Origin of the sequence: Streptosporangium sp. NPDC048047, from assembly GCF_040653115.1 — a bacterium.
Taxonomy (GTDB): Bacteria; Actinomycetota; Actinomycetes; order Streptosporangiales; family Streptosporangiaceae; genus Streptosporangium.
In genome coordinates, this window is sequence record NZ_JBEZNH010000059.1 from 11,674 (window position 1) to 30,927 (window position 19,254).

The window sequence follows — 19,254 nt, forward strand, 5'->3', positions numbered from 1 at the left end:
ATCGCCCTGAAGAACCGGTGGAACCGGCAGCGAGCCGGTGGAGCCGGCCGAAGGAAGGGGACGAAGTTGTCCGAACCATCAGAGACCATTACCGGCGACCCGTTCGGTGACCGCAGCCCGACCAGTCACGAACGGATGACCGGCCAGCCCTGGGACGCGTCGTACCACGACGGCCCCGCGCCCTGGGACATCGAACGGCCGCAGCCGGCCGTGGTGCGCCTGGCGGCCGAGGGCGGATTCGCCGGAACGGTGCTCGACGTGGGCTGCGGGACCGGTGAGAACGCCCTGCACGTCGCCGCCCTGGGACTGCCGGTCCTGGGCGTCGACGTGGCGGAGACGGCACTGGCGATCGCCCGGGAGAGGGCGGCGGACCGCGGGATCGACGCCGAGTTCGCCACGGCCGACGCCTTCCGGCTGGAGCGTCTGGGACGCAGGTTCGACACGGTGCTGGACTGCGGTCTGTTCCACACCTTCGACGCCGCCGAGCGACCCGGGTACGCGGCGAGCCTGGCGTCGGTGACCGGGCACGGCGGCACCCTGTACGTGCTCTGCTTCGGCGACGGCCCCGGCGCCGGCCCGCACCCCGTCGGCCGGGAGGAGCTGGAGGCGGCGTTCGAGCCCGGCGGCGGATGGGACGTCGTCGCCGTCGAGCCGGACCGGATCCAGACGAGGTACCACGACGACGGCGCGCCGGCATGGCTCGCGACGATCAGGCGGATCTAGGTCGTGGGCCCGGCCGCCGCCGGGCGGGGCCTGCGCGGAAGCGGGCTCCGATCAATAGGCTGCTCCCATGCCGACCGGTCCGCGCCCGTATGACGTCGCCTTCCCGAGCGGGGAGGTGACGCTGGCCGGTTCGCTGACGGTCCCCGAACGGGGCGGGGAGGCGGCGGGTGTGGTCATGGTCGGCGGGTCCGGGCCGTCGGACCGGGACAACGACGTCTACTTCCCCCCGATCCGGCGGCACCTGGCCGACACCGGCATCGCGGTGCTGTCCTACGACAAACGCGGCGTCGGCGGATCGTCCGGCGAGTGGCGCGACGCGACCATCGGGGACCTGGCCGCCGACGCGGCCGCCGCGCTGGACTTCCTGCGCGCGACGCCCGGCGTACGCGCCGGCGCGGTGGGGCTGTTCGGTCACAGCGAGGGCGGCTGGGTCGTCCTGCGCGCCGCCGCGGTCCGGGACGACCTGCCCTGGGTGATCACCAACAGCTGCCCCGCCACCACCCCCGCGGTCCAGGAGCGCCACGCCCTGACCGGCGCCCTGCGGCGGGCGGGAGCGGACGCGCGGGACACCGGCCGGACCCTGGCCCTGTACGACCACCTCGTCGAAGCGGGCCGGGCCGGCGCGGACTTCGCCACGGCGGCGGGACTCGTCGGCTCGGCCGGGCCGTCCCCCGCGTTCGCCTCCTACTGGGCCGAGGTGGACGAGCGCCTCTGGAGGTTCCTCAGGCGGAAGCAGGACCACGACCCCGTCCCGGACGCGGAGCGCCTGCGCTGCCCGCATCTGGCGATCTTCGGTGGCGCCGACGAGCTGGTCCCCGTCGCCGAGAGCGTCCGCCTGTTCGGCGACGCGGCGTGCCGCCTGGACCGTCATCCCCGGGCGCGGCTGACCGTGGAGGTGTTCCCCGGAGCCGACCACCGCGTCCAGACGGACGGCGAGGGTCTCCTGGCGTCCTGCTACCTCACCATCCTGGCCCGATGGATCGGGCAGCACACGCCCATGACTCCCACGCCGTGACCTGACCGGGACCGCCGGGGCGGCCGGCGGCGGGTCGCCGCCCCGACCGAGAGGTAGAGGTGGGGTGAGGTCCCCGGGAAATGTCAGTCCGGCGATCTAGCATGGCGCACCGGCTGTGAGACGCGAACCGACCTCGGGAGACGACCGACGAACGACACCGGGCCGCAGACGGCGGGCGGAAAGGTGCTCTGGCACTTCACGATGTCCGGACCCGGGCGAGGATGTCACGGTCGCACACCAGACCTGTATCACTCGTAACTTTGAATAATTCGTGTGTGTCGAGGTAGGTTGCGACTATGACCGCATCTCAGCCCCTGACCACCGCAGAGGAGCTGCGTGGCGTCGGCCTGCGGGTGACGGCCGCTCGTGTCGCGCTACTCGAGACGGTCCGTGACGGCGATCACCTCGATGTCGAGGCGATCGCCTCAGGAGTGCGTGCGCGGGTCGGCCACATCTCGCTTCAAGCCGTGTACGAAGCCCTGCACGCGCTCACCGCCGCCGGGCTCACCCGCCGCATCGAACCGCCAGGCAGCCCGGCCCTGTACGAGGGGCGGGTCGGCGACAACCACCACCACATCGTCTGCCGATCGTGCGGTGTAGTCGCCGACGTCGACTGCGCGGTCGGAGAGGCGCCCTGTCTGACCGCATCCGACGACCATGGCTTCTCGATCGTCGAGGCCGAGGTCATTTACTGGGGCGAGTGCCCCGCCTGTTCCACCGCCAGCTGATCCGAAAGGATTCCCATGACCGAGAACGACGGCACGCAGGGCGGCTGCCCGGTCGCGCACGACTCCGTGACCGCGCACGGCAGTGAGAGCGAGAACCCGGCGATCGACTCGCCGGCTCCGAAGACGGGAGGTCGTCCGCGCACGAGCCGGGACTGGTGGCCGAACCAGCTCGACCTGTCGATGCTGCGCGCGCACTCGTCCAAGAGCAACCCGCTGGGAGCGGACTTCTCCTACGCCAGGGAGTTCGGGAAGCTCGACGTCGAAGCCCTCAAACGCGACATCACCGAGGTGCTCACCACCTCGCAGGACTGGTGGCCGGCCGACTTCGGCCACTACGGCGGCCTGATGATCCGGATGAGCTGGCACGCGGCGGGCACCTACCGTATCCATGACGGTCGCGGCGGGGCGGGTGACGGCTCCCAGCGGTTCGCCCCGCTCAACAGCTGGCCGGACAACGCCAACCTCGACAAGGCCCGCCGCCTGTTGTGGCCGGTCAAGCAGAAGTACGGTCAGCAGATCTCCTGGGCCGACCTGCTCGTCCTGGCCGGCAACGTCGCCCTGGAGTCGATGGGGTTCAAGACCTTCGGCTTCGGTTTCGGCCGCGAGGACATCTGGGAGCCAGAGGAGATCTTCTGGGGTCCTGAGGACGCCTGGCTCGGCGACGAACGCTACACCGACGACAAGACGATGACACCCGACGTCGGCGCGACCGAGATGGGGCTCATCTACGTCAACCCGGAGGGCCCTCGCGGCAACGCGGACCCGGTCGCGGCGGCACATTTCATCCGTGAGACCTTCGCACGGATGGCGATGAACGACGAGGAGACGGTCGCCCTCATCGCCGGTGGCCACACCTTCGGCAAGACCCATGGTGCGGGCATCGCGGACGACCACGTGGGTCCGGAGCCCGAGGCCGCGTCGCTGGAGGCGCAAGGGCTCGGCTGGCTGAGCACGTACGGCACCGGCAAGGGCGCCGACACGATCACGAGCGGTCTCGAGGTGACGTGGACCGACCGGCCGACGCAGTGGAGCAACCGTTTCTTCGAGATCCTCTTCGGTCACGAGTGGGAACTCACCACGAGTCCCGGCGGCGCGAAGCAGTGGGTCGCGAAGGACGCCGAGGAGATCATCCCGGACCCGTTCGACCCGGCGAAGAAGCACAGGCCGACGATGCTCACCACCGACCTGTCGCTGCGCGTCGACCCGGAGTACCAGAAGATCTCCCGCCGCTTCCTGGAGAACCCCGACGAGTTCGCCCAGGCCTTCGCCAAGGCCTGGTACAAGCTGCTGCACCGTGACATGGGCCCGGTCAGCCGCTTCCTCGGCCCCTGGGTCCCCGAGCCCCAGCTGTGGCAGGACCCCGTTCCGGCCGTCGACCACGAACTCGTCAGTGACGGCGACGTCGCCTCGCTGAAGGCGAAGATCCTGGAGTCCGGCCTCACCACCGCCCAACTGGTCTCCACCGCCTGGGCCTCCGCCGCCAGCTTCCGCGCCACCGACAAGCGTGGCGGCGCCAACGGCGCCAGGATCCGTCTGGAGCCGCAGCGGAGCTGGGAGGTCAATCAGCCCCGGCAGCTCGCGACGGTCCTGGACCGCCTTGAGGGCATCCAGCGTGAATTCAACCAGGGCGGCGGCGCGAAGATCTCGCTCGCCGACCTGATCGTGCTGGCCGGCTCGGCCGCCGTCGAGAAGGCCGCCCGTGAGGCGGGCGTACCGGTGACGGTGCCGTTCCGCCCAGGCCGCACCGACGCCGCCCAGGAGCAGACCGACGTCGAGTCCTTCCGCGTCCTCGAACCGCGCGCCGACGGGTTCCGCAACTACGTGCGTTCCGGCGAGAAGACCCCTCCGGAGGTGCTCCTGGTCGACCGTGCTTACATGCTCAACCTCACTCCGCCGGAGATGACCGTCCTCATCGGCGGCCTGCGCTCCCTCGGCACCAACTTCGGGGGCACCCGGCACGGAGTTCTCACTGACCGGCCCGGCGTGCTCACCAACGACTTCTTCGCCAACCTGCTCTCTCCGGGCACCCGGTGGAAGGTCTCGGAGTCCGAGGAGAACGTGTACGAGATCCGTGATGTGACCACCGATGCGGTGAAGTGGACCGCCACCGCGGTCGACCTCGTCTTCGGCTCCAACTCCCAGCTACGAGCCCTCGCGGAGGTCTACGCCTCCCAGGATGCCCGGGAGAGGTTCGTGACCGACTTCGTCGCGGCCTGGACCAAGGTGATGGAACTCGACCGCTTCGACCTCGCCTGAACCGCGGGAAAAGGCCGCTCTCCGATCTCCGGAGAGCGGCCTTTTCCACGTCGTGGTCCAGCGCCACGTCCCGATCGCCCGGCATCGGCCGTGGAAGCCGGCTCGTCGGACCCTCCTTCGTGCCTCGCCGTGAGGTCAGGGGGAGGGGCGCCCCTCGGGAGCGCGGCGGTCGGCCAGGACGTCGAAGAGGGCCACCGCCAGCGTCACCGCCACGAACCCGATGGTGACGTACAGGGCGTGCCGGAACGCCGTGGCGTAGTCGCCGTGGGAGGAGGCCACCTGGGTGAAGAAGGCCGAGCCGACCACGGCGATGCCGACGGCGGTGCCGATGCGCTGCCCGGTCTGCAGCACGCCGCCCGCGCTCCCGGCGTGGGCCACCGGCACCTCCGACAGGGTGAGCGTCTGGTTGGGGGAGATCACCAGGCCGCTGCCCACGCCGGCGACCAGCAGCGGCACCGCGAGCGCCCAGGCCACGTGCTGACCGGGCACCAGCCGTACGGCGATCTCCACGGCGACGAGGCCGACGCCGACCAGCGTCAGGCCCACCGCCACCAGCGGGCGGCCGATCCGGGTGACGATCCGGCCGCCGAACACCGAGGCCGCGGCCGACCCCGCCGCGAACGGCGTGCTGGCCAGGCCCGCCGCCAGCGGCGAGTAGTGCAGGCCCTCCTGCAGGTAGATGGTCAGGATGAAGAAGATCGCGGTGAAGCCCGCGAAGTAGAGCGCCGCGATCAGGGAGCCGAGGCCGTAGGAGCGCCTGCGGAACAGCGCCAGGTCGACGACCGGCTCACCGCGCCGGGCGTACCGGCGCTCCCAGGCCACGAAGGCGCCGATCACCGCGATCCCGGCGGCCGGCAGCACCCACTTCACCGCGCCCTGCCACTCCTGGCCCTCCACCAGCGGCAGCAGGATCAGCACCACGCCGATGCCCAGCAGCAGCACGCCGACCGGGTCCATGCTCTTGCGCGGCCGTTTCTCCGCCGGTTTGGGGATGTAGCGGTAGGCCAGGACGATGGCGAGGACGCCGATCGGCACGTTGACGTCGAAGACGTAGCGCCAGCCGTCCTGCTCGCCGCCGAGGCGGATGATCACTCCGCCGAGCATCGGGCCGATCGCCGTCGAGATGCCGATGGTGGCGCCCAGCAGCCCGAACGCCCTGCCCCGCTCGGCGCCCCGGAAGAGCTGCTGGATGAGCCCGCTGACCTGCGGATTGATCAGCCCGCCCGCGAGTCCCTGGATGAGGCGGGCGACGACCAGCCAGGTCGAGTTCTGCGCGATGCCCGCGGCGGCGCTGGCCAGGGTGAACAGGGCGACGCCGAAGGCGAAGGCGTTGCGCCGGCCGTACATGTCGCCGAACCGCCCGGCGGGCACCAGGATCAGCCCGAAGGTCAGCGCGTAGCCGGAGACCACCCACTGCAGGTCGCTCTGCGGGGCTTCGAGACCGGTGCGGATGGCGGGCAGGGCGACGTTGACGATGCTGACGTCCAGCAGCGTCATGAAACCCGCCACCAGACAGACGATCAGCGCCTTCCAGCGGCGCGGGTCGGCCGCCTGGTCGTCCTGCGCGGTCGAGGTGCCTCTCTGCCGGGCCCCGGCGCTCACAGGACCGGAAGCCGGCGGGTGCCGGTCCGTCCAGCGCCGTGCCGGGTTCCGAGCGGCGTCCGCCGCGGGGTGGGAGTCATCGTTACCGCCTCGTTCTCTCCGTCGGGGAGCGCTTTTCCGCTGTCCAGGAGCGCGTACCTACCCCTTTTCGTCAGGTCATTCACCATATCGACCGTCACCATACCGACCGTACGGACCGAGGCGGAGGATCCGCGGACGGGGGAGATCCACGGGCGGGGAAGAGACGGGGGAGATCCACGGGTGGGGGAGAGGAGAGACGGGTACGGCGGGCGGCCGTGGGGCCGCCCGCCGTACCGGGTCGCGGAGCCGTCAGCCGGTCAGGTCCGCTGCCACAGCGCCGGGACGTTCGGCGGCTCCCAGCCGGGCACCGAGGTGTGCCCCTGCAGGCACCGGTAGGTGACGCCGTCGTAGGTCACCGTGTCGCCCACGGCGTAGGAGGTCCAGGGCGCCCAGGTGCCGCCACCCTGGCCGTCGCCGCCGACGGTGAGGGTGAGGCGCGCCGTGTGGTCGGCGTTCGCCCCGTCGGCGGTGAGGGTGACCGTGTACGTCCCCGCCAGGGTGGCCGCCGAGGTGGCGACCGTGACGGTGGTGGACTGGCCGGAGCTGATGGAGGCGGGGCTGAAGGACGCGGTCGCCCCGGAGGGCAGGCCCGAGGCGCTCAACGTGACGTTCTGCGCGCTCCCGGAGGTGACCTGGGTGGACAGCGTCGCGGTCGCCGAGCCGCCGGGCTGCACCGTCACCGAGGACGGGTTCACCGTGACCGAGAAGTCGTTCCCGGGCGGGTTGGAGGTGCAGGACGGCTCACCGCTCTGCACCGGGACGTTGACCGCGGACCAGGCGGCCTTGACCGCGTCGACCTCGGCGCAGCCGCCGGGGAAGAGCTGCCGGGCCGCGGCCACGGTGGCGGCGCGGGCCTTGGCGTGCGTCCACGGGACGGTCTTGCTGTTCAGCCCGGCCATGAAGATCTGCCCGGCCTTCTGGACGCCGATGCCGGTCAGGGCGGACGGCCCGGAGCAGACGGGGCTGGACGGCTTGCCCGGCGGGTTCGTGCCCTCGGCGAGCAGGTAGAACCAGTGGTTCTGCGGGCCGGCCGCCGCGTGCACCTCGGTGTTCGGGATGGACGAGCTGTAGCAGTTCGGGTCACCCAGCGCGCCCGGGTTGTACATGTTGCGGATCGGGCCGTTGCCGACGAGGTTGACCTCCTCGCCGACCGTGTAGTCCGGCGGGTCGGCGGAGTTGGCGGCGAAGTGCTCGGTCAGCGCGCCGAAGATGTCGCCGGTCGACTCGTTCAGGCCGCCGGCCTCGTTGCCGCTGCCCGCGCCGCCGGACCCGGAGAACTGGAAGATCGCGTGGCCGAACTCGTGGGCCACCACGTCCATCGGCGTGGCCTGCTGGGTGCCGGCCTGGTTGCGCCCGAAGTTGGTGTAGGAGCCGTTCCAGTAGGCGTTGACGTCGGTCAGCCCGACCCGGGCCGGGAACGCGCCGCCCGAGCCGTTGAACCCGTTGCGGCCCAGCCAGGAGCGCAGCATGTCCCACTCCCGCTGGGCGGCGTACAGCGCGTCCACGCAGGCGGTCTCCAGGTCGGTGCCGCGCCCGTTGCCCCAGGAGTCGTCGGGGCCGGTGTAGGCGGAGCCGTTCTGCCCGCCGCAGCGCAGGCCCGGCCGGGTGCCGTCGGTCATCGAGTAGGAGCCGCCGGAGCCGGAGGTCTGGAGGGTCACCGGGTTGCCGTTGTAGAAGCCGTTGCCGGTGCCGGCGCGCACGTCGTCGTAGGATTCGACGACCGAGCCGTCCCTGGCGTCCACGAAGACGTGCAGCACGCTCGGGACGCCGTCCGCGGTGGCGCCGGTGACCACGACCTCCCACGCCGTGCGGGGGCGCGGCCCGGCGGCGTGGACGACGAGCCGGGGCGTGTCCGTGCCCTCCACGGACGACATCAGGCCGCGGGCGGTGGCGGCCGCGGCGTCGGCGCCGACCTTGCTCGTCACGTCCACCTTGATCTCGGTCCGCTGCCCGGAGACCACGGACCCGACCCGCTCTCCCGTGCCGTCGGTGGCGACGATCACGTCGCCGCCGTAGACCGGCAGGCCGCGGTGGGTGCGAGCGTAGGTGAGGTACTGCAGGCCGCGGGTCCCGCTGACGGTCCTGGACAGGGTGAAGGCGTCGTCGGGGCTCTTGAACAGCGCGCCGGACCTGGCGGCGAGGGCGTCCGCGGCGCTGGCGGCCGCGCGCCTGCGCGCCTCGGGGCCGGGCGGCGCGAACGCCGGAGGGTCGGCGGGCGCGGTGCGGGCGGCGGGGACCGCCTGCGCCGCGGTGGCGGGGGAGGCTGGGGCCGCGGCGTGCGCCGCCGGGCCCGTGGTCATGGCGGCGGCCGCCAGTACGGCGACCGCGCCCAGTCTGGCCTTGGAATTCACGCGGGGTGACTCCTTCTCGGTTTCCCCTGGGGGGTGGAGGGACGCGAGGAGCCCGGGACGCCCGGTGGCGGACCCCGTGAGGGAGCCCGCCGGGAGGCGTTCCGACGGTTCGGGCTGGACCAAAACTGACATCGCCGCGGCGGGCGGAGTACCCCACGAAATTCCATAACCCGGCCATATGGGGAGGGCACGGTGACGAGGCCGGGGGTCCCGGGTGGGCCCGGTGGATCGCGGGGTCTCAGGTCGGCGGGGCCGTAGGTCTCGGGTGGGCCCGATGGGTTGCGGGGTCTCAGGTCGGCGGGGCCGAGGGCCCGGATGAGTCCGGCGGATTCCGAGGTCTCAGGTCAGCGAGGCGAGGGGGCCGTGGCGGTCCAGCCACGCCGCGTAGACCGGGGAGCGGCCCACCCCGGCCCAGTAGGCGGCGGTGACCGCCTGGACCAGCGAGGCGGAGTGCGGGGCCACCGGACCCCGCTCGGTCCACCCGATCATGTGACGGAAACGCAGCGGGGTCCCGGCGAGGGGCCGGATGGCGATCCCGGGGTAGCCCTTGCTCGTCGCCTGGAACATCCCCACGCACCTGGCCGAGGCGATGAGGTCGAGGGCGAGGCCGAGGTCGGCGGAGTAGGCGACCTGCGGCGCGAAGCCCTGTCCGGCGCAGGCGGCCCAGAAGTGCTCCCGGTGCCCCGTCTCGGCCAGCGCGTGCAGGCTCCAGTCCTCGGCCGCGAGGTCGCGCAGCGCGATCTCCTCACGCCGGGCGAGCGGGTGGGACTCGGCCAGTCCCACGAAGATCGGCTCGACGGCGACGCCCGCGTACCGGACGCCCGGGGGCGGCGACAGCTCGTGCCCCGGGTAGTCGCCGAGGGTGGCCAGCTCCAGCCGCTCGGACGCGAGCAGCCCCGGGAGGAGGTCCATGGCCTCCTCGGTGCGGACGACGACGTCGGCGCCCGGCAGCAGCTCGCCGAGGCACTTGATCACGTTGATCGCCAGGTGGCTGGACATGCAGCCCACCCGGACCGTGACCCGCTCGGCGGCCTGCCCGGCGTAGCGCATGCCGTCCCGGCGCAGCTCGTCGAAGGCCGGCAGCAGCGAGCGCGAGCGCACCAGCACCCAGGAGCCGAGCTGGGTGGGCCGGGCTCCGTCCCGGCCCCGCTCGAACAGCGGCCCGCCGAACATCCGCTCGATGCGCCGCAGCTGCGTGGCGAGCGCCGGCTGGGACATCTTCAGCGCGGTCGCCGCCTTGGAGATGCTGCCCGAATCGGCTATCGCGCAGATCGCGCGCAGATGACGTACTTCCAGGTCCACAACGGCAGGTTAATAGTAAACAACCTTTCCGGTAAGCCCTTCGGTGGAAACGGCCGGAAAAGGCCCGCCGAGCAGGGCGTCCCCGCGGTGGCTCAACCGTCGGCGGGCCGGACACGCGGGCTGCGGAGCCCGTAGGGAGGCAGCTCCAGCGAGCAGACCGTCCCCGCCGCTCCGCTCGTCCCCGCCGCTTCGGCCGTCCTCGCCGCAGGCGGTGCCGCACCACGTCGCGAGTGTCGGGCAGCAGATCCAGGTCGGCCTCGAACGCCTTCTCCGCGCCGACCGTGACGCATTCGAACGGCATCGCCCCGCCGTCGGGGTCGAGCAGCCTCTCCGGGATCACCGAGGAGGGCCGGCCGGTCGCTCCGGATGGGGGCGAGGGTCGGTCAGCGGACGTGGGCGGCGATGGCGCGGGCGCACACGACGGACTCGGTGCGCGTCGTGTCCACCTCCACGTCGTAGCGCACGCCGTCATGGACGATCCGCGCCTGCGACGCGGCCATCCCGATGACCCGGTCACCGCGCGCGATCTCCCGCCCGGCGGCGACCTCGCCCTCGCACCGCACCCCGGCCCACAGGACCTCGATGCCGTCCAGGACGTCCAGCCAGCGCCGCTGGGACGCCGCACCACCGAGGAGGACCTCGTCGAGGATTATCCGTGCGCCCTTCCGGGCCATCGTGGCGATGCCCGCCGCCCACGCGCTCTCCAGCTCCCGGAACGCCGGTCCGACGTTCACCCCGCCGTCCGGGGTGAGCTCGATGCCCGCCGCCGAGGTCCGCATGGACGCGGGCATCGCCTCGATCAGCGAGTCCACCCCGAAGGTCAGCCACGGGTGCGGCAGCACCGCCTGCAGGCACCTGGCGATCCCGGACTTCCCGGAGCTGGAACCGCCGTTGAGAATGATCATCTGTGTCGTCACCGGGTCACGGTAGAGGAGGCGGGCCGGGGCCGAAAACGGTTTTCCGGCCCGACGGCGAGGCGGACGGGGCGGACAGGGCGGGCCGTACGCGTGGTGGCCCGGGAGGGGTCGCGTGTACGGCGTCCCGGAAACGGGGGACCCGGCGGCGGCGTCAAGGGGAGGCGCGCCACCGGGTCCGTCGCGGCCCGTCGGTCAGACCCGCCGGAGGGTCCAGGTCTGCTCGCCATCGCCGAAGGGGATGAGCCTGACGGGGGTGTCCTCGCCTTCACTGGTCATGTAGAAGGACGAGCCCAGGGCGATGACGACCCGGTCACCACCGGCGTCGGCGACGGTCCACGTCATGTCCGGGCCGGAACCGCAGGGCGCGGTGCCGACGAACGGCGGATAGATGCGCAGCCGGCTCATGGCCAGGCAGTTCTCCGTGCCGGCCTGCTTGATGACGTAGCCGTCCCCGTCCTCGGAGGAGATCAGCTCCCACGAGGTGTCGCACTCGCCGGTCCGCACCGTGGCGGAGGGTTCGCCGCCGCTCCACAGGCACTTCCCGCTCGCGTCGACGATCTGGTAGACGGCCGCCGCCGAGGACGCCAGGGCGGGGGCCGCCGGAGCGGCGGAGGCGACCGCGGTCAGGACGGCGGCGGCGAGGGAGAGGCGGACGCGCATGGGTGATCCCCTTCCGATCGGTGACTCTGGGTAATGAATGGTTACACAGAGTTCCAAGCGATGGGAGGCCGTGGCCGCTCGCGGCCTGTCCGGATCAGGACGTCGTCCCGCCTCGGGTCCCCGTTCGTCAGTGATGGTGGGCGTGGGCGACGGCGTGCCCCCGGCCGCGGGCGATCATCCAGCGGTTGACCGGCACCGTCACCACGAAGGCCAGGGCCAGGGAGAAGGCCAGCGACGCCCAGAACAGCACGGTGGTCAGACCGGCGTCCATGGCCCCGGGGACGGCGACCATCACGGTGTTGTCGATGATCTCCATGACCAGGATGGAGACGGTGTCGGCGGCCAGGGCCACCTTCAGCGCCTGCCGGAGGGTCAGCCCGGCCCGGAGCATGCCGCGCATGGTGAGCGCGTAGCCGAAGACGAAGGCCAGCGCGACCGACAGTGCCACGACGGCGCCCGAGTGCAGCCCGGCCGCGGTCCCGATGACCATGCCCAGGACCTCGCCGATGGCGCATCCGGTCAGGCAGTGCAGCGTCGCCTGTACGGCGGTGCGCCAGGAGGCGTCACCGTGGGCGCGGCCGTGGTCGTGGGGCCCTCCCCGGGCGCCGTCGTGCCCGCCGGTGGAGACGTCCGCGTGGTCGTGGGTGTCACCGTGGGGGTGCGCGCCGTCACCATGGCCGGTGTGGTCTGTGCGGTCCATACTCCTCGCCACTTCCCTTCCTCCCTGATCGCGAACCGTCCGGCCCGCCCTCCAAGGAACCGGATACCCCCTCCAGGTATTCCGGCGATATGGGGGACGACGCGGCGGCGTTCCGGGAGACGCATGGGACGCGGCCGTCGCGGATCCGGCCCGGACCCCACCGGACACGGCCGGACGCCGCCGGATCCCTCAGCCGGAGGCGTGCTGCCAGTAGGGGTCGCGGTAGAGCACCACCGAAGGCCCGCGCAGCAGCTCGTCGGGGGCCGAGACCAGGATGAGCTCGCCCTCCGCCTCCAGGCGGCGCAGGATCTCCCGGACCCGCGGGCCAACCGGCAGACGGCCCACGGGAAGGCCCAGGGCGTCGCGGACGGCGTCGGCCACCTGCGACAGGCGGAACGGCTCCCTCATCGGCGCGATGATCGTGCGGACGACCTCGGGGGTGATCATCCTCTCGGCCTCGGCGTAGGCGAGGTTCCAGGTGACCTGGACCTTACGGCGGCCGGTGCCGGCGCAGGCCGTGCACGTCTGCGAGTAGCCCGGCACGATGTCCTCGGTGGTGGAGCCCAGGCAGGCGGTGCACTGCTTCGTCTCCAGGGCGTGCAGCTCGGCCGCGGCCCGGTCGGGAAGCCGTTTCCCGCAGAAGCAGAGATAGGTCCGGTAGCCGCCCCCGACCAGGGCGAGATCGTCGGCGTCCTCGGGAATCTCGTTCCACGTCGCGGTGATCGTGTGCTTTTCCATGGTCGTGTGACTCTACCGATCCCGGCCCCGCACCCGCCCGTTCCCGGCGTCGTGCCGCCCGCGGAACCCGCGCGGGACCGGCTCCGCGCCCGCCCGGGGCCCGGCCCCGCGCCGCCCGCCGCGCGTCCCCGTCAGGCCGCCGGCGTGACGGGGACCAGCCGCATCGGCGCGCTCCAGAGCCACTCCTCGGTGACGTAGGCGCCGGTCAGCAGGGTCATCAGCGCCAGGATCCGCTCCGCGGAGGTGGAGGGGTGCGCGCCGCAGTCGCCGAAGTGGCACATCCACAGCTCCAGCGGGCTGTCGTCGCTGAGCTGGTCGTAGACCGAGGGCCGTCCGACGTTGAACCCGTCGCGCCAGATGTCCACAGAGGAGCCGCAGTCGGGGAAGGCCCCGGCCAGCACGCCGCCCCCGGTGGTGACCATCCGGGCGACGCCGTCCCGCACCGGCAGGGAGCCCTCGGGCTGGGCGAGCACCACCCCGCCGCCGGGCGGGCAGGCCACCCGCAGCACCTCGCCGTCGCGGGCCCGCTCCGCCTCCCGCAGCGCGCCGGCCGCCATCGGAGGGCACAGACCGGGGGAGGACCCCAGCCGCCGGACGACCTCCTCCTCGCTCACCCCGCCCACGAAGGCCAGGCAGAAGCCCTCGGCGTAGTCCTCGTAGGAGAACATCATCTCGTCGACGGTCTCCTGGAGGTCGCGCAGCCGGTGCCCGATGCGCGGCGCCCCGGGGAGGTCCGCGAACATTCCGGCCAGCTCGGTGAAGAGAGCCTGCACGCCGGGGGAGCGTCCGGCGATGCACGGCCGCCACGGGTCGGCGCCCGCGTCCAGCAGCACCTGCACGGCGTCCTCCTGGCCGTGCCGTACGGCCTCCCACAGCGGGGTCGCGCCGTACCGGTCGGCGGGATCGACCTCGGCGCCCGCGGCGAGCAGCAGCTCGATCACCCGCGTCGCGCCCTCCTGCGCCGCCTGGTGCAGCGGCGTCGAACGCAGCCAGAAGAGCCGCCGGCCGGGATCGAACCCGCCCGCCAGGCGCGCCCTGATCTCCTCCAGGTTCGTGTCACGCCAGACGCCGACGTCCCCGCTCCACTGGTCGTCACTCACGTTCCGATCCCATCTCATCACACTGAAGGATCAAACCAGCCTAAGCCGACATTTTCCGTCGGCGTCCGGATCAGAGGCCCGCCAGGGCCCGGCGGGACAGCCGATCGGCGACGCGGGTGGTCTCCGGGAGACGGTAGGAGGGGGTCAGCGCGAGGACGTTGTGGCAGGCCGTGTCCAGGTCGACGCGGTGACCCACCGAGACGAAGACCGGCTTGACCCCGTCCCGGGTGCGCAGCACGCGGCCGACGACCTCGCCGTCCAGCGTCAGATCACTCGCCGAGCCCCGCTCCGGGCCGGGATCGGCGTAGGAGCCGACGAAGGCCGTCTTGCCGACCCCGATCGCCGGCAGGCCGGTCAGCACGCCCAGGTGGCAGGCCAGGCCGAAACGGCGGGGGTGGGCCAGGCCGTACCCGTCGCACACGACGAGGTCCGGGGTGACGGTCAGGCGGCCCAGGGCGTCGAGGAGGGCGGGCAGTTCCCGGAAGGCCAGCAGGCCCGGGACGTAGTCGAACGCCACGGATCCGCCGACCGCCACCTGCTCGACGACCTCGAGCGTGCCGCCGTCCAGCACCGCCACCGCCGCGGCCAGCCGGTCTCCGGCGTAGGCCACGTCCACCCCGGCCACCAGGGCGGGCCGCCGGGGTCCCGGCCCGGTGAGGTCCAGCAGCGGCCGCAACTCGTCCTGGATCGCCTCGGCCTCGGCGACGGACCGGGGGGGTCGTGTCTTCATGAACCTATGATCGGTATTTTTGTGGCATGGGTGTGTACCGGGGTCGTGTCCAGCGGGTCCTCAGGTGGCCGGTGAAGTCGCTGCGCGGCGAGGAGCTCGGGGAGGCGTTCCTCGACGGGCGCGGCCTGGCCGGGGACCGCGCCTACTCGCTGGTCGACGAGCGCGAGCACCACGGCGGCAAGGTGCTGACCGTGCGGCAGCGCGCCGAGATGCTCCACTGGCGCGGCGCCCTGCTCACGACGGCCGGCGCCGCGACCGGCCCGGACGGCCCCGGTGATCTCGGCGGTCCCGGCGGTACGGCGGGCGGGCCCCTGCTGACCGCCCCCGACGGCACCGTCTGGCACTGGGACGACCCCGGCCTGACCGCCGCCCTGCGGGAGTCCCTGGGCGTCCCGCTGAGCCTGCGCGCCGCCGACGGCCAGCAGGACCGCGGACCGACCGTCCTGGTGACCTGCGAGGCGTCCCGCGCGGCGCTGGAGGAGGAGCTGGGCATGCCGCTGGACGTGCTGCGGTTCCGTCCGAACCTGCACCTCGACCTCGACGCGCCGGCCTTCGCCGAGGAGGACTGGGGCCCGGGGACCTTGATCACCGCGGGAGACGCGGAGCTCACGGTGACCGGCCCCCACACCGGTCCGTGCATCCGCTGCGCCGTGCCGAGCTGGGACCCGCACGGCCGGGAGCGCCGGCCCGAACTGCAGAAGTGGCTGATCGCCGAGCACGCGAACAAGTTCGGCGTCATCATGCGGGTCACCCGTCCCGGCACCGTACGGCGGGACGACCCCGTGACCGCGAGCCCCGCGCCCCCGGAGGCGCGGGAGGGCGAGGACTGAGGACTGAGGCCCCGAGGGAAGCCCCGGCGGTCCCGGCCGCCGGGCCCGACACCGACGGAGACCCGCACCGGATGCGCATCACCCACGAGACCGCCGCGGCTCCCGGTCGCCCGCGCAACGAGGACTTCGTGGTCACCGGCCCCGACTGGGCCGCCGTGCTCGACGGCGCGACCGCCCCGGCCGGCGTCGTCTCCGGCTGCGTGCACGACGTGCCGTGGCTGGTCGCCCGGCTCGGCGGCGCCCTGGCCCACCGGCTCGCGACGGGGTCGCGGGAGAGCCTGCCCGACCTGGTGGCCGCCGTCATCCGGGACACGATGACCGCGCACGGCGACGCCTGCGACCTGACCGGCCCCGACAGCCCCTCGTCGACGATGACGGTCCTGCGGCGGCGCGGCGGCACACTGGACTACCTGGTGCTGTGCGACTCGCCGATCGTGCTGCGGCACACCGGCGGCGCCGTCACCGTGCTCGACGACGACCGCCTCGACCACCTGCCGGGAGGCCGGCCGTACGGCCTGGAGCTGGTCCGCGGCCTGCGCAACCGTCCGGGCGGGTTCTGGGTGGCGTCCGTCGTCCCGGAGGCGGCGTACGAGGCGCGGGCCGGGTCGGTGCCGCTGGCGGACGTGTCGGGCGCGCTGCTGGCCACCGACGGCGTGACCCGCCTGGTCGAGGCGTACGGCTGGACGTGGGAGCGGCTCGTCGCCGTCGCGGACGCCGACGGGCCCGGCCGGCTCATCGCCGAGGTGCGCGCCGCCGAACTGGAGCACGGCGCGCCGCACCCGACCGCCAAGCCCCACGACGACGCCACCGCGATCTGGATGACCTGGTGACGCACTCCGGCCCCTGATCGTGGTTCCGGCGGAGAACGGTCTTGTCGAGAGGGCCTCGCCAACCGGAGAGACCTCCGGCATGGATGCCACCCCTGGCACCGATGCCAGGGGTGGCATGGATGCCCGGCAGACCCCTGGCATGGATGCCACCCAAATAATCCTTATGAAAAATCCTGTGAAGAATCCCTCTCTCTCCGGCGCGGCCGTGCAGCAGGTCATGACGGCCGTCGGCGCGACCGCCGAGGAGGCGAGAGAGATGATCGAGATCATCAGGACGGACAACCCCGGGATCCGGGCGCTCCCGGCTTACCTCACCCGTATGGAGGACAACGGCACCCTGCGTGTCCTTCTGGAACGGGTCCGCGCCGGGGAACGTGCCGTCTCCCGTGTGACGCCGACGCCGCCGCCGTACGCCGAGATCCACGCCTCCCAGGCGATCCAAGCCGTTCCGGTGCAGCGCGACGCCGAGCCGCCGAACCGGGACCGGTCCATCGCCGCCGCCCGTGCCCGTCTCCGAGAGGTCACCATGCGCGCCGCCGGACCGCCTCGGCCACCGGACGTCATTTCGGAGCCGACGCGGGCCGGTCCGCACCCGCGCGGTCGGGCATGCACGGGCGGGTGGGCAGAATGAGCTGTCCGGTGGGGCCGAGGGCTTTCACGGCCAGGGGAGGAGAAGGGCATGTCGGTGCTGGTGGCGTTCAGCGTGACGCCGATCGGGGTGGGGGAGGACGTGGGCGAGCTCGTCGCCGAGGCGGTCCGGGTGGTCCGCGCGTCGGGCCTGCCGAACCGCACGGACGCCATGTTCACCACGGTCGAGGGTGACGACTGGGACCAGGTGATGGGGGTCGTCGGGGACGCGGTCGCGGCGGTGGAGGCCCGGTGCGGCCGGGTCAGCCTCGTGCTGAAGGCCGACATCCGCGCGGGCGGGGGCGGCCGGCTGGAGAGCAAGGTCGCCACCGTGGAGCGGCACCTGGCGTGAGCCCGGGGCGTCCCACCCGGGTCGTTCGGCGGGCGGGCACGGGGGCGTCTCGCCCCGGTCGTCCCGCGGACCGCAGCCGGGCGTCTCACCCGGTCGTCTCGCGGGCGGCCGCGGAACCGGTCAGGGCAGCCGCGGAGGCGGCCGTCGCGGGCGTGGAGGCCAGCCGTCGCAGGCAGACGCGCCGCTGTACGGCCGACAGTCCCGCGACCGCCGCGCCGAGGGCGAGCCAGCCCGCCGGTCCGGCGGCCATCACCGCGCCGGTCAGCAGCAGCGGTCCGGCGGACTTCTGCACGCCCTGGGACATGGCGGACACACCCAGGTAGGCGGCCCGCGCCTCCTGGGGTGCGAGGGAGACCGCCAGTTCCCAGGAGCTCGCGGAACGCATCAGCTCCGCCGCGGTGAGCAGCACCGCCGCGGCGAGCATGGCGATCGAGGCCGTCCAGGCCCCTCCCGCGGTGGCGGTCGCCAGGAGCGCGCAGCACGCGAGCACCGCCAGCCCGTACAGGCCCACCGCCGTCGTGGCCCGGCGCGGATCCTCGATCCTCGCCGACACGTGGATCTGCAGGACGACGATGAGCACGGTGTTGACCGCCAGGAAGGCGGGGACGAGGACGTGCGGCGCCGCGGTGTGGCCGATCAGCCACAGTGGGAGCCCGACGTTGAGGATCGAGTCGTCGAGGTACATCGGCACGTCGAGCAGCGCGAACAGCAGGTATCCGCGGTCCCTCCACGGGCTCGGCGCGGCCGGCCGGGCCGTCGTGACGGCGTCGCCCGGCCGGCCGGCCGTGGCGGCGTCGCCTGACCGGTCCGCGGGGGCCGTCCCGTCCGGCCGCGCCGCGGCGTGCTCCGGGCCGTGTTCGGGGCCGCGCGGCTCCCGGGTGCGCCACACCAGTGCCGCGGCGACGAGGAACGACAGCGCGTCGCCCAGGATCAGGGCGTGGTAGGCGTCGCGGGTGCCCACGGCGAGACCGATCGCGGCGATGCCCGAGCCGAGCGCGTAACCGGCGTTCGCCGCGCTGCGCGACAGGGCCCGGTAGGTGGAGCGCCGCTCGCCGGCCACCCGCGTGGCGTAGAGCATCTCCAGCGGCTTGGCCGCCCGGTCGGCCATGTAGGTGACGGTGACCACGGGCAGCAGTACCTCGAAGCGGGTGAACGCGACCGTCAGGCAGAGGGCCGCGATGCGCAGGAGGTGGCAGCCGATCAGCAGCGAGCGCGCCGGGAGGCGGCCGGCCAGGCGGCCCGCCAGCGGTGAGCCGGCGATGCCCAGCACCCCGGCCGTGCCCAGCAGCAGTCCCAGCCTGCGGGCGTCCAGCCCGACCACGAGGGTGAAGTACAGGACCGAGGACGCGCCCCACACTCCCGACCCGGTCCGGTCCAGGAAGTAGGCGAGCAGCATGATCCGGGCGTCGCGGCCGCCCGGCGGGTTGCGCATCTGCGCGATCAGGCCGGTTCCGTTCCGCCGGTTCTCCCGGGCCCCAGCCCCCGTGCCCCGCCGCATTCCCGGCCTCCATGTCGTCGCAAAGGTCTCTCGATGTCAAGAGACCTGCGAGATCTTGTACGACATTAAACTTGATGTCAAGATACTTGATGTCAACATAGCCAGGTGGGCGGGGAGTGGACCCCGCTGCCGGCCCCCGTCGAGGACCCGACTGCCGACCCCGCTGCCGAATTCCGTACGGCGAGGCGGAAAAATGACCCCGGAAAGACGGATC

18 protein-coding genes are annotated in these 19,254 nt (G+C 72.9%); 8 read left to right on the forward strand and 10 right to left on the reverse strand.

The features are described from left to right. The first annotated feature begins 66 nt into the window (after positions 1–66). The 4 genes from AB0D67_RS32745 to katG all read left to right on the forward strand — a co-directional run bounded on the left by AB0D67_RS32745 (position 67) and on the right by katG (position 4,722). Positions 67–723: a class I SAM-dependent methyltransferase gene (locus AB0D67_RS32745; protein ID WP_362944614.1), complete on the forward strand. Its 657-nt coding sequence runs from the start codon at positions 67–69 to the stop codon at positions 721–723. Between the two features lie 67 nt (positions 724–790). Next, positions 791–1,738, forward strand: a complete 948-nt coding sequence (locus tag AB0D67_RS32750; RefSeq protein WP_362944616.1) for an alpha/beta hydrolase — start codon at positions 791–793, stop codon at positions 1,736–1,738. Between the two features lie 296 nt (positions 1,739–2,034). Further along, the gene (locus AB0D67_RS32755) at positions 2,035–2,466 is read left to right on the forward strand and encodes a Fur family transcriptional regulator (protein WP_362944618.1); all 432 of its coding nucleotides are present in this window, start codon (positions 2,035–2,037) and stop codon (positions 2,464–2,466) included. Between the two features lie 15 nt (positions 2,467–2,481). Further along, the gene (gene katG, locus AB0D67_RS32760; RefSeq protein WP_362944620.1) at positions 2,482–4,722 is read left to right on the forward strand and encodes a catalase/peroxidase HPI; all 2,241 of its coding nucleotides are present in this window, start codon (positions 2,482–2,484) and stop codon (positions 4,720–4,722) included. A 135-nt stretch (positions 4,723–4,857) separates the two neighbouring features. Here the strand turns inward: katG and AB0D67_RS32765 are convergent, their stop codons facing one another. The 9 genes from AB0D67_RS32765 to AB0D67_RS32805 form a co-directional block, all read right to left on the reverse strand. Next, entirely contained in the window at positions 4,858–6,324 is a 1,467-nt protein-coding gene (locus AB0D67_RS32765; RefSeq protein WP_362944622.1) for an MFS transporter, read from the reverse strand. Positions 6,325–6,662: 338 nt separating this feature from the next. Beyond that, entirely contained in the window at positions 6,663–8,756 is a 2,094-nt protein-coding gene (locus AB0D67_RS32770; RefSeq protein WP_362944624.1) for a M4 family metallopeptidase, read from the reverse strand. A 339-nt stretch (positions 8,757–9,095) separates the two neighbouring features. Next, a complete protein-coding gene (locus AB0D67_RS32775; RefSeq protein WP_362944626.1) occupies positions 9,096–10,058 on the reverse strand; it encodes a LysR family transcriptional regulator in 963 nt (320 codons plus the stop codon). A 383-nt stretch (positions 10,059–10,441) separates the two neighbouring features. Beyond that, positions 10,442–10,975 (reverse strand): chloramphenicol phosphotransferase CPT, encoded by a 534-nt coding sequence (gene cpt, locus AB0D67_RS32780; protein ID WP_362944628.1) that lies wholly within the window; start codon positions 10,973–10,975, stop codon positions 10,442–10,444. Between the two features lie 192 nt (positions 10,976–11,167). After that, positions 11,168–11,635: a hypothetical protein gene (locus AB0D67_RS32785; RefSeq protein WP_362944630.1), complete on the reverse strand. Its 468-nt coding sequence runs from the start codon at positions 11,633–11,635 to the stop codon at positions 11,168–11,170. 127 nt (positions 11,636–11,762) lie between these two features. After that, the gene (locus AB0D67_RS32790) at positions 11,763–12,335 is read right to left on the reverse strand and encodes a DUF4396 domain-containing protein (protein WP_362944632.1); all 573 of its coding nucleotides are present in this window, start codon (positions 12,333–12,335) and stop codon (positions 11,763–11,765) included. 189 nt (positions 12,336–12,524) lie between these two features. Next, positions 12,525–13,073 (reverse strand): hypothetical protein, encoded by a 549-nt coding sequence (locus tag AB0D67_RS32795; RefSeq protein ID WP_362944634.1) that lies wholly within the window; start codon positions 13,071–13,073, stop codon positions 12,525–12,527. A 131-nt stretch (positions 13,074–13,204) separates the two neighbouring features. Then, positions 13,205–14,173: an ankyrin repeat domain-containing protein gene (locus AB0D67_RS32800; protein WP_362944636.1), complete on the reverse strand. Its 969-nt coding sequence runs from the start codon at positions 14,171–14,173 to the stop codon at positions 13,205–13,207. Between the two features lie 70 nt (positions 14,174–14,243). Next, a complete protein-coding gene (locus tag AB0D67_RS32805) occupies positions 14,244–14,903 on the reverse strand; it encodes an endonuclease V (RefSeq protein WP_362944638.1) in 660 nt (219 codons plus the stop codon). A 26-nt stretch (positions 14,904–14,929) separates the two neighbouring features. Between AB0D67_RS32805 and AB0D67_RS32810 the strand changes: the two genes are divergently transcribed. The 4 genes from AB0D67_RS32810 (at position 14,930) to AB0D67_RS32825 (ending at position 17,542) form a co-directional block, all read left to right on the forward strand. Further along, positions 14,930–15,733 (forward strand): MOSC N-terminal beta barrel domain-containing protein, encoded by an 804-nt coding sequence (locus tag AB0D67_RS32810; RefSeq protein WP_362944640.1) that lies wholly within the window; start codon positions 14,930–14,932, stop codon positions 15,731–15,733. Between the two features lie 71 nt (positions 15,734–15,804). Beyond that, on the forward strand, positions 15,805–16,563 hold the full coding sequence (locus tag AB0D67_RS32815) for a protein phosphatase 2C domain-containing protein (protein ID WP_362944642.1): 759 nt from the start codon (positions 15,805–15,807) through the stop codon (positions 16,561–16,563). A gap of 175 nt (positions 16,564–16,738) precedes the next feature. Continuing rightward, complete coding sequence (locus tag AB0D67_RS32820) at positions 16,739–17,194, forward strand: hypothetical protein (RefSeq protein ID WP_362944644.1); 456 nt, start codon at positions 16,739–16,741, stop codon at positions 17,192–17,194. A gap of 54 nt (positions 17,195–17,248) precedes the next feature. After that, positions 17,249–17,542, forward strand: coding sequence for a thiamine-binding protein (locus AB0D67_RS32825; protein WP_362944670.1), 294 nt, complete (start codon positions 17,249–17,251; stop codon positions 17,540–17,542). Between the two features lie 85 nt (positions 17,543–17,627). On the opposite strand, the gene AB0D67_RS32830 is transcribed toward AB0D67_RS32825, so the two are convergent. Beyond that, positions 17,628–19,040 (reverse strand): MFS transporter, encoded by a 1,413-nt coding sequence (locus AB0D67_RS32830; protein WP_362944646.1) that lies wholly within the window; start codon positions 19,038–19,040, stop codon positions 17,628–17,630. Positions 19,041–19,254 lie beyond the last annotated feature (214 nt).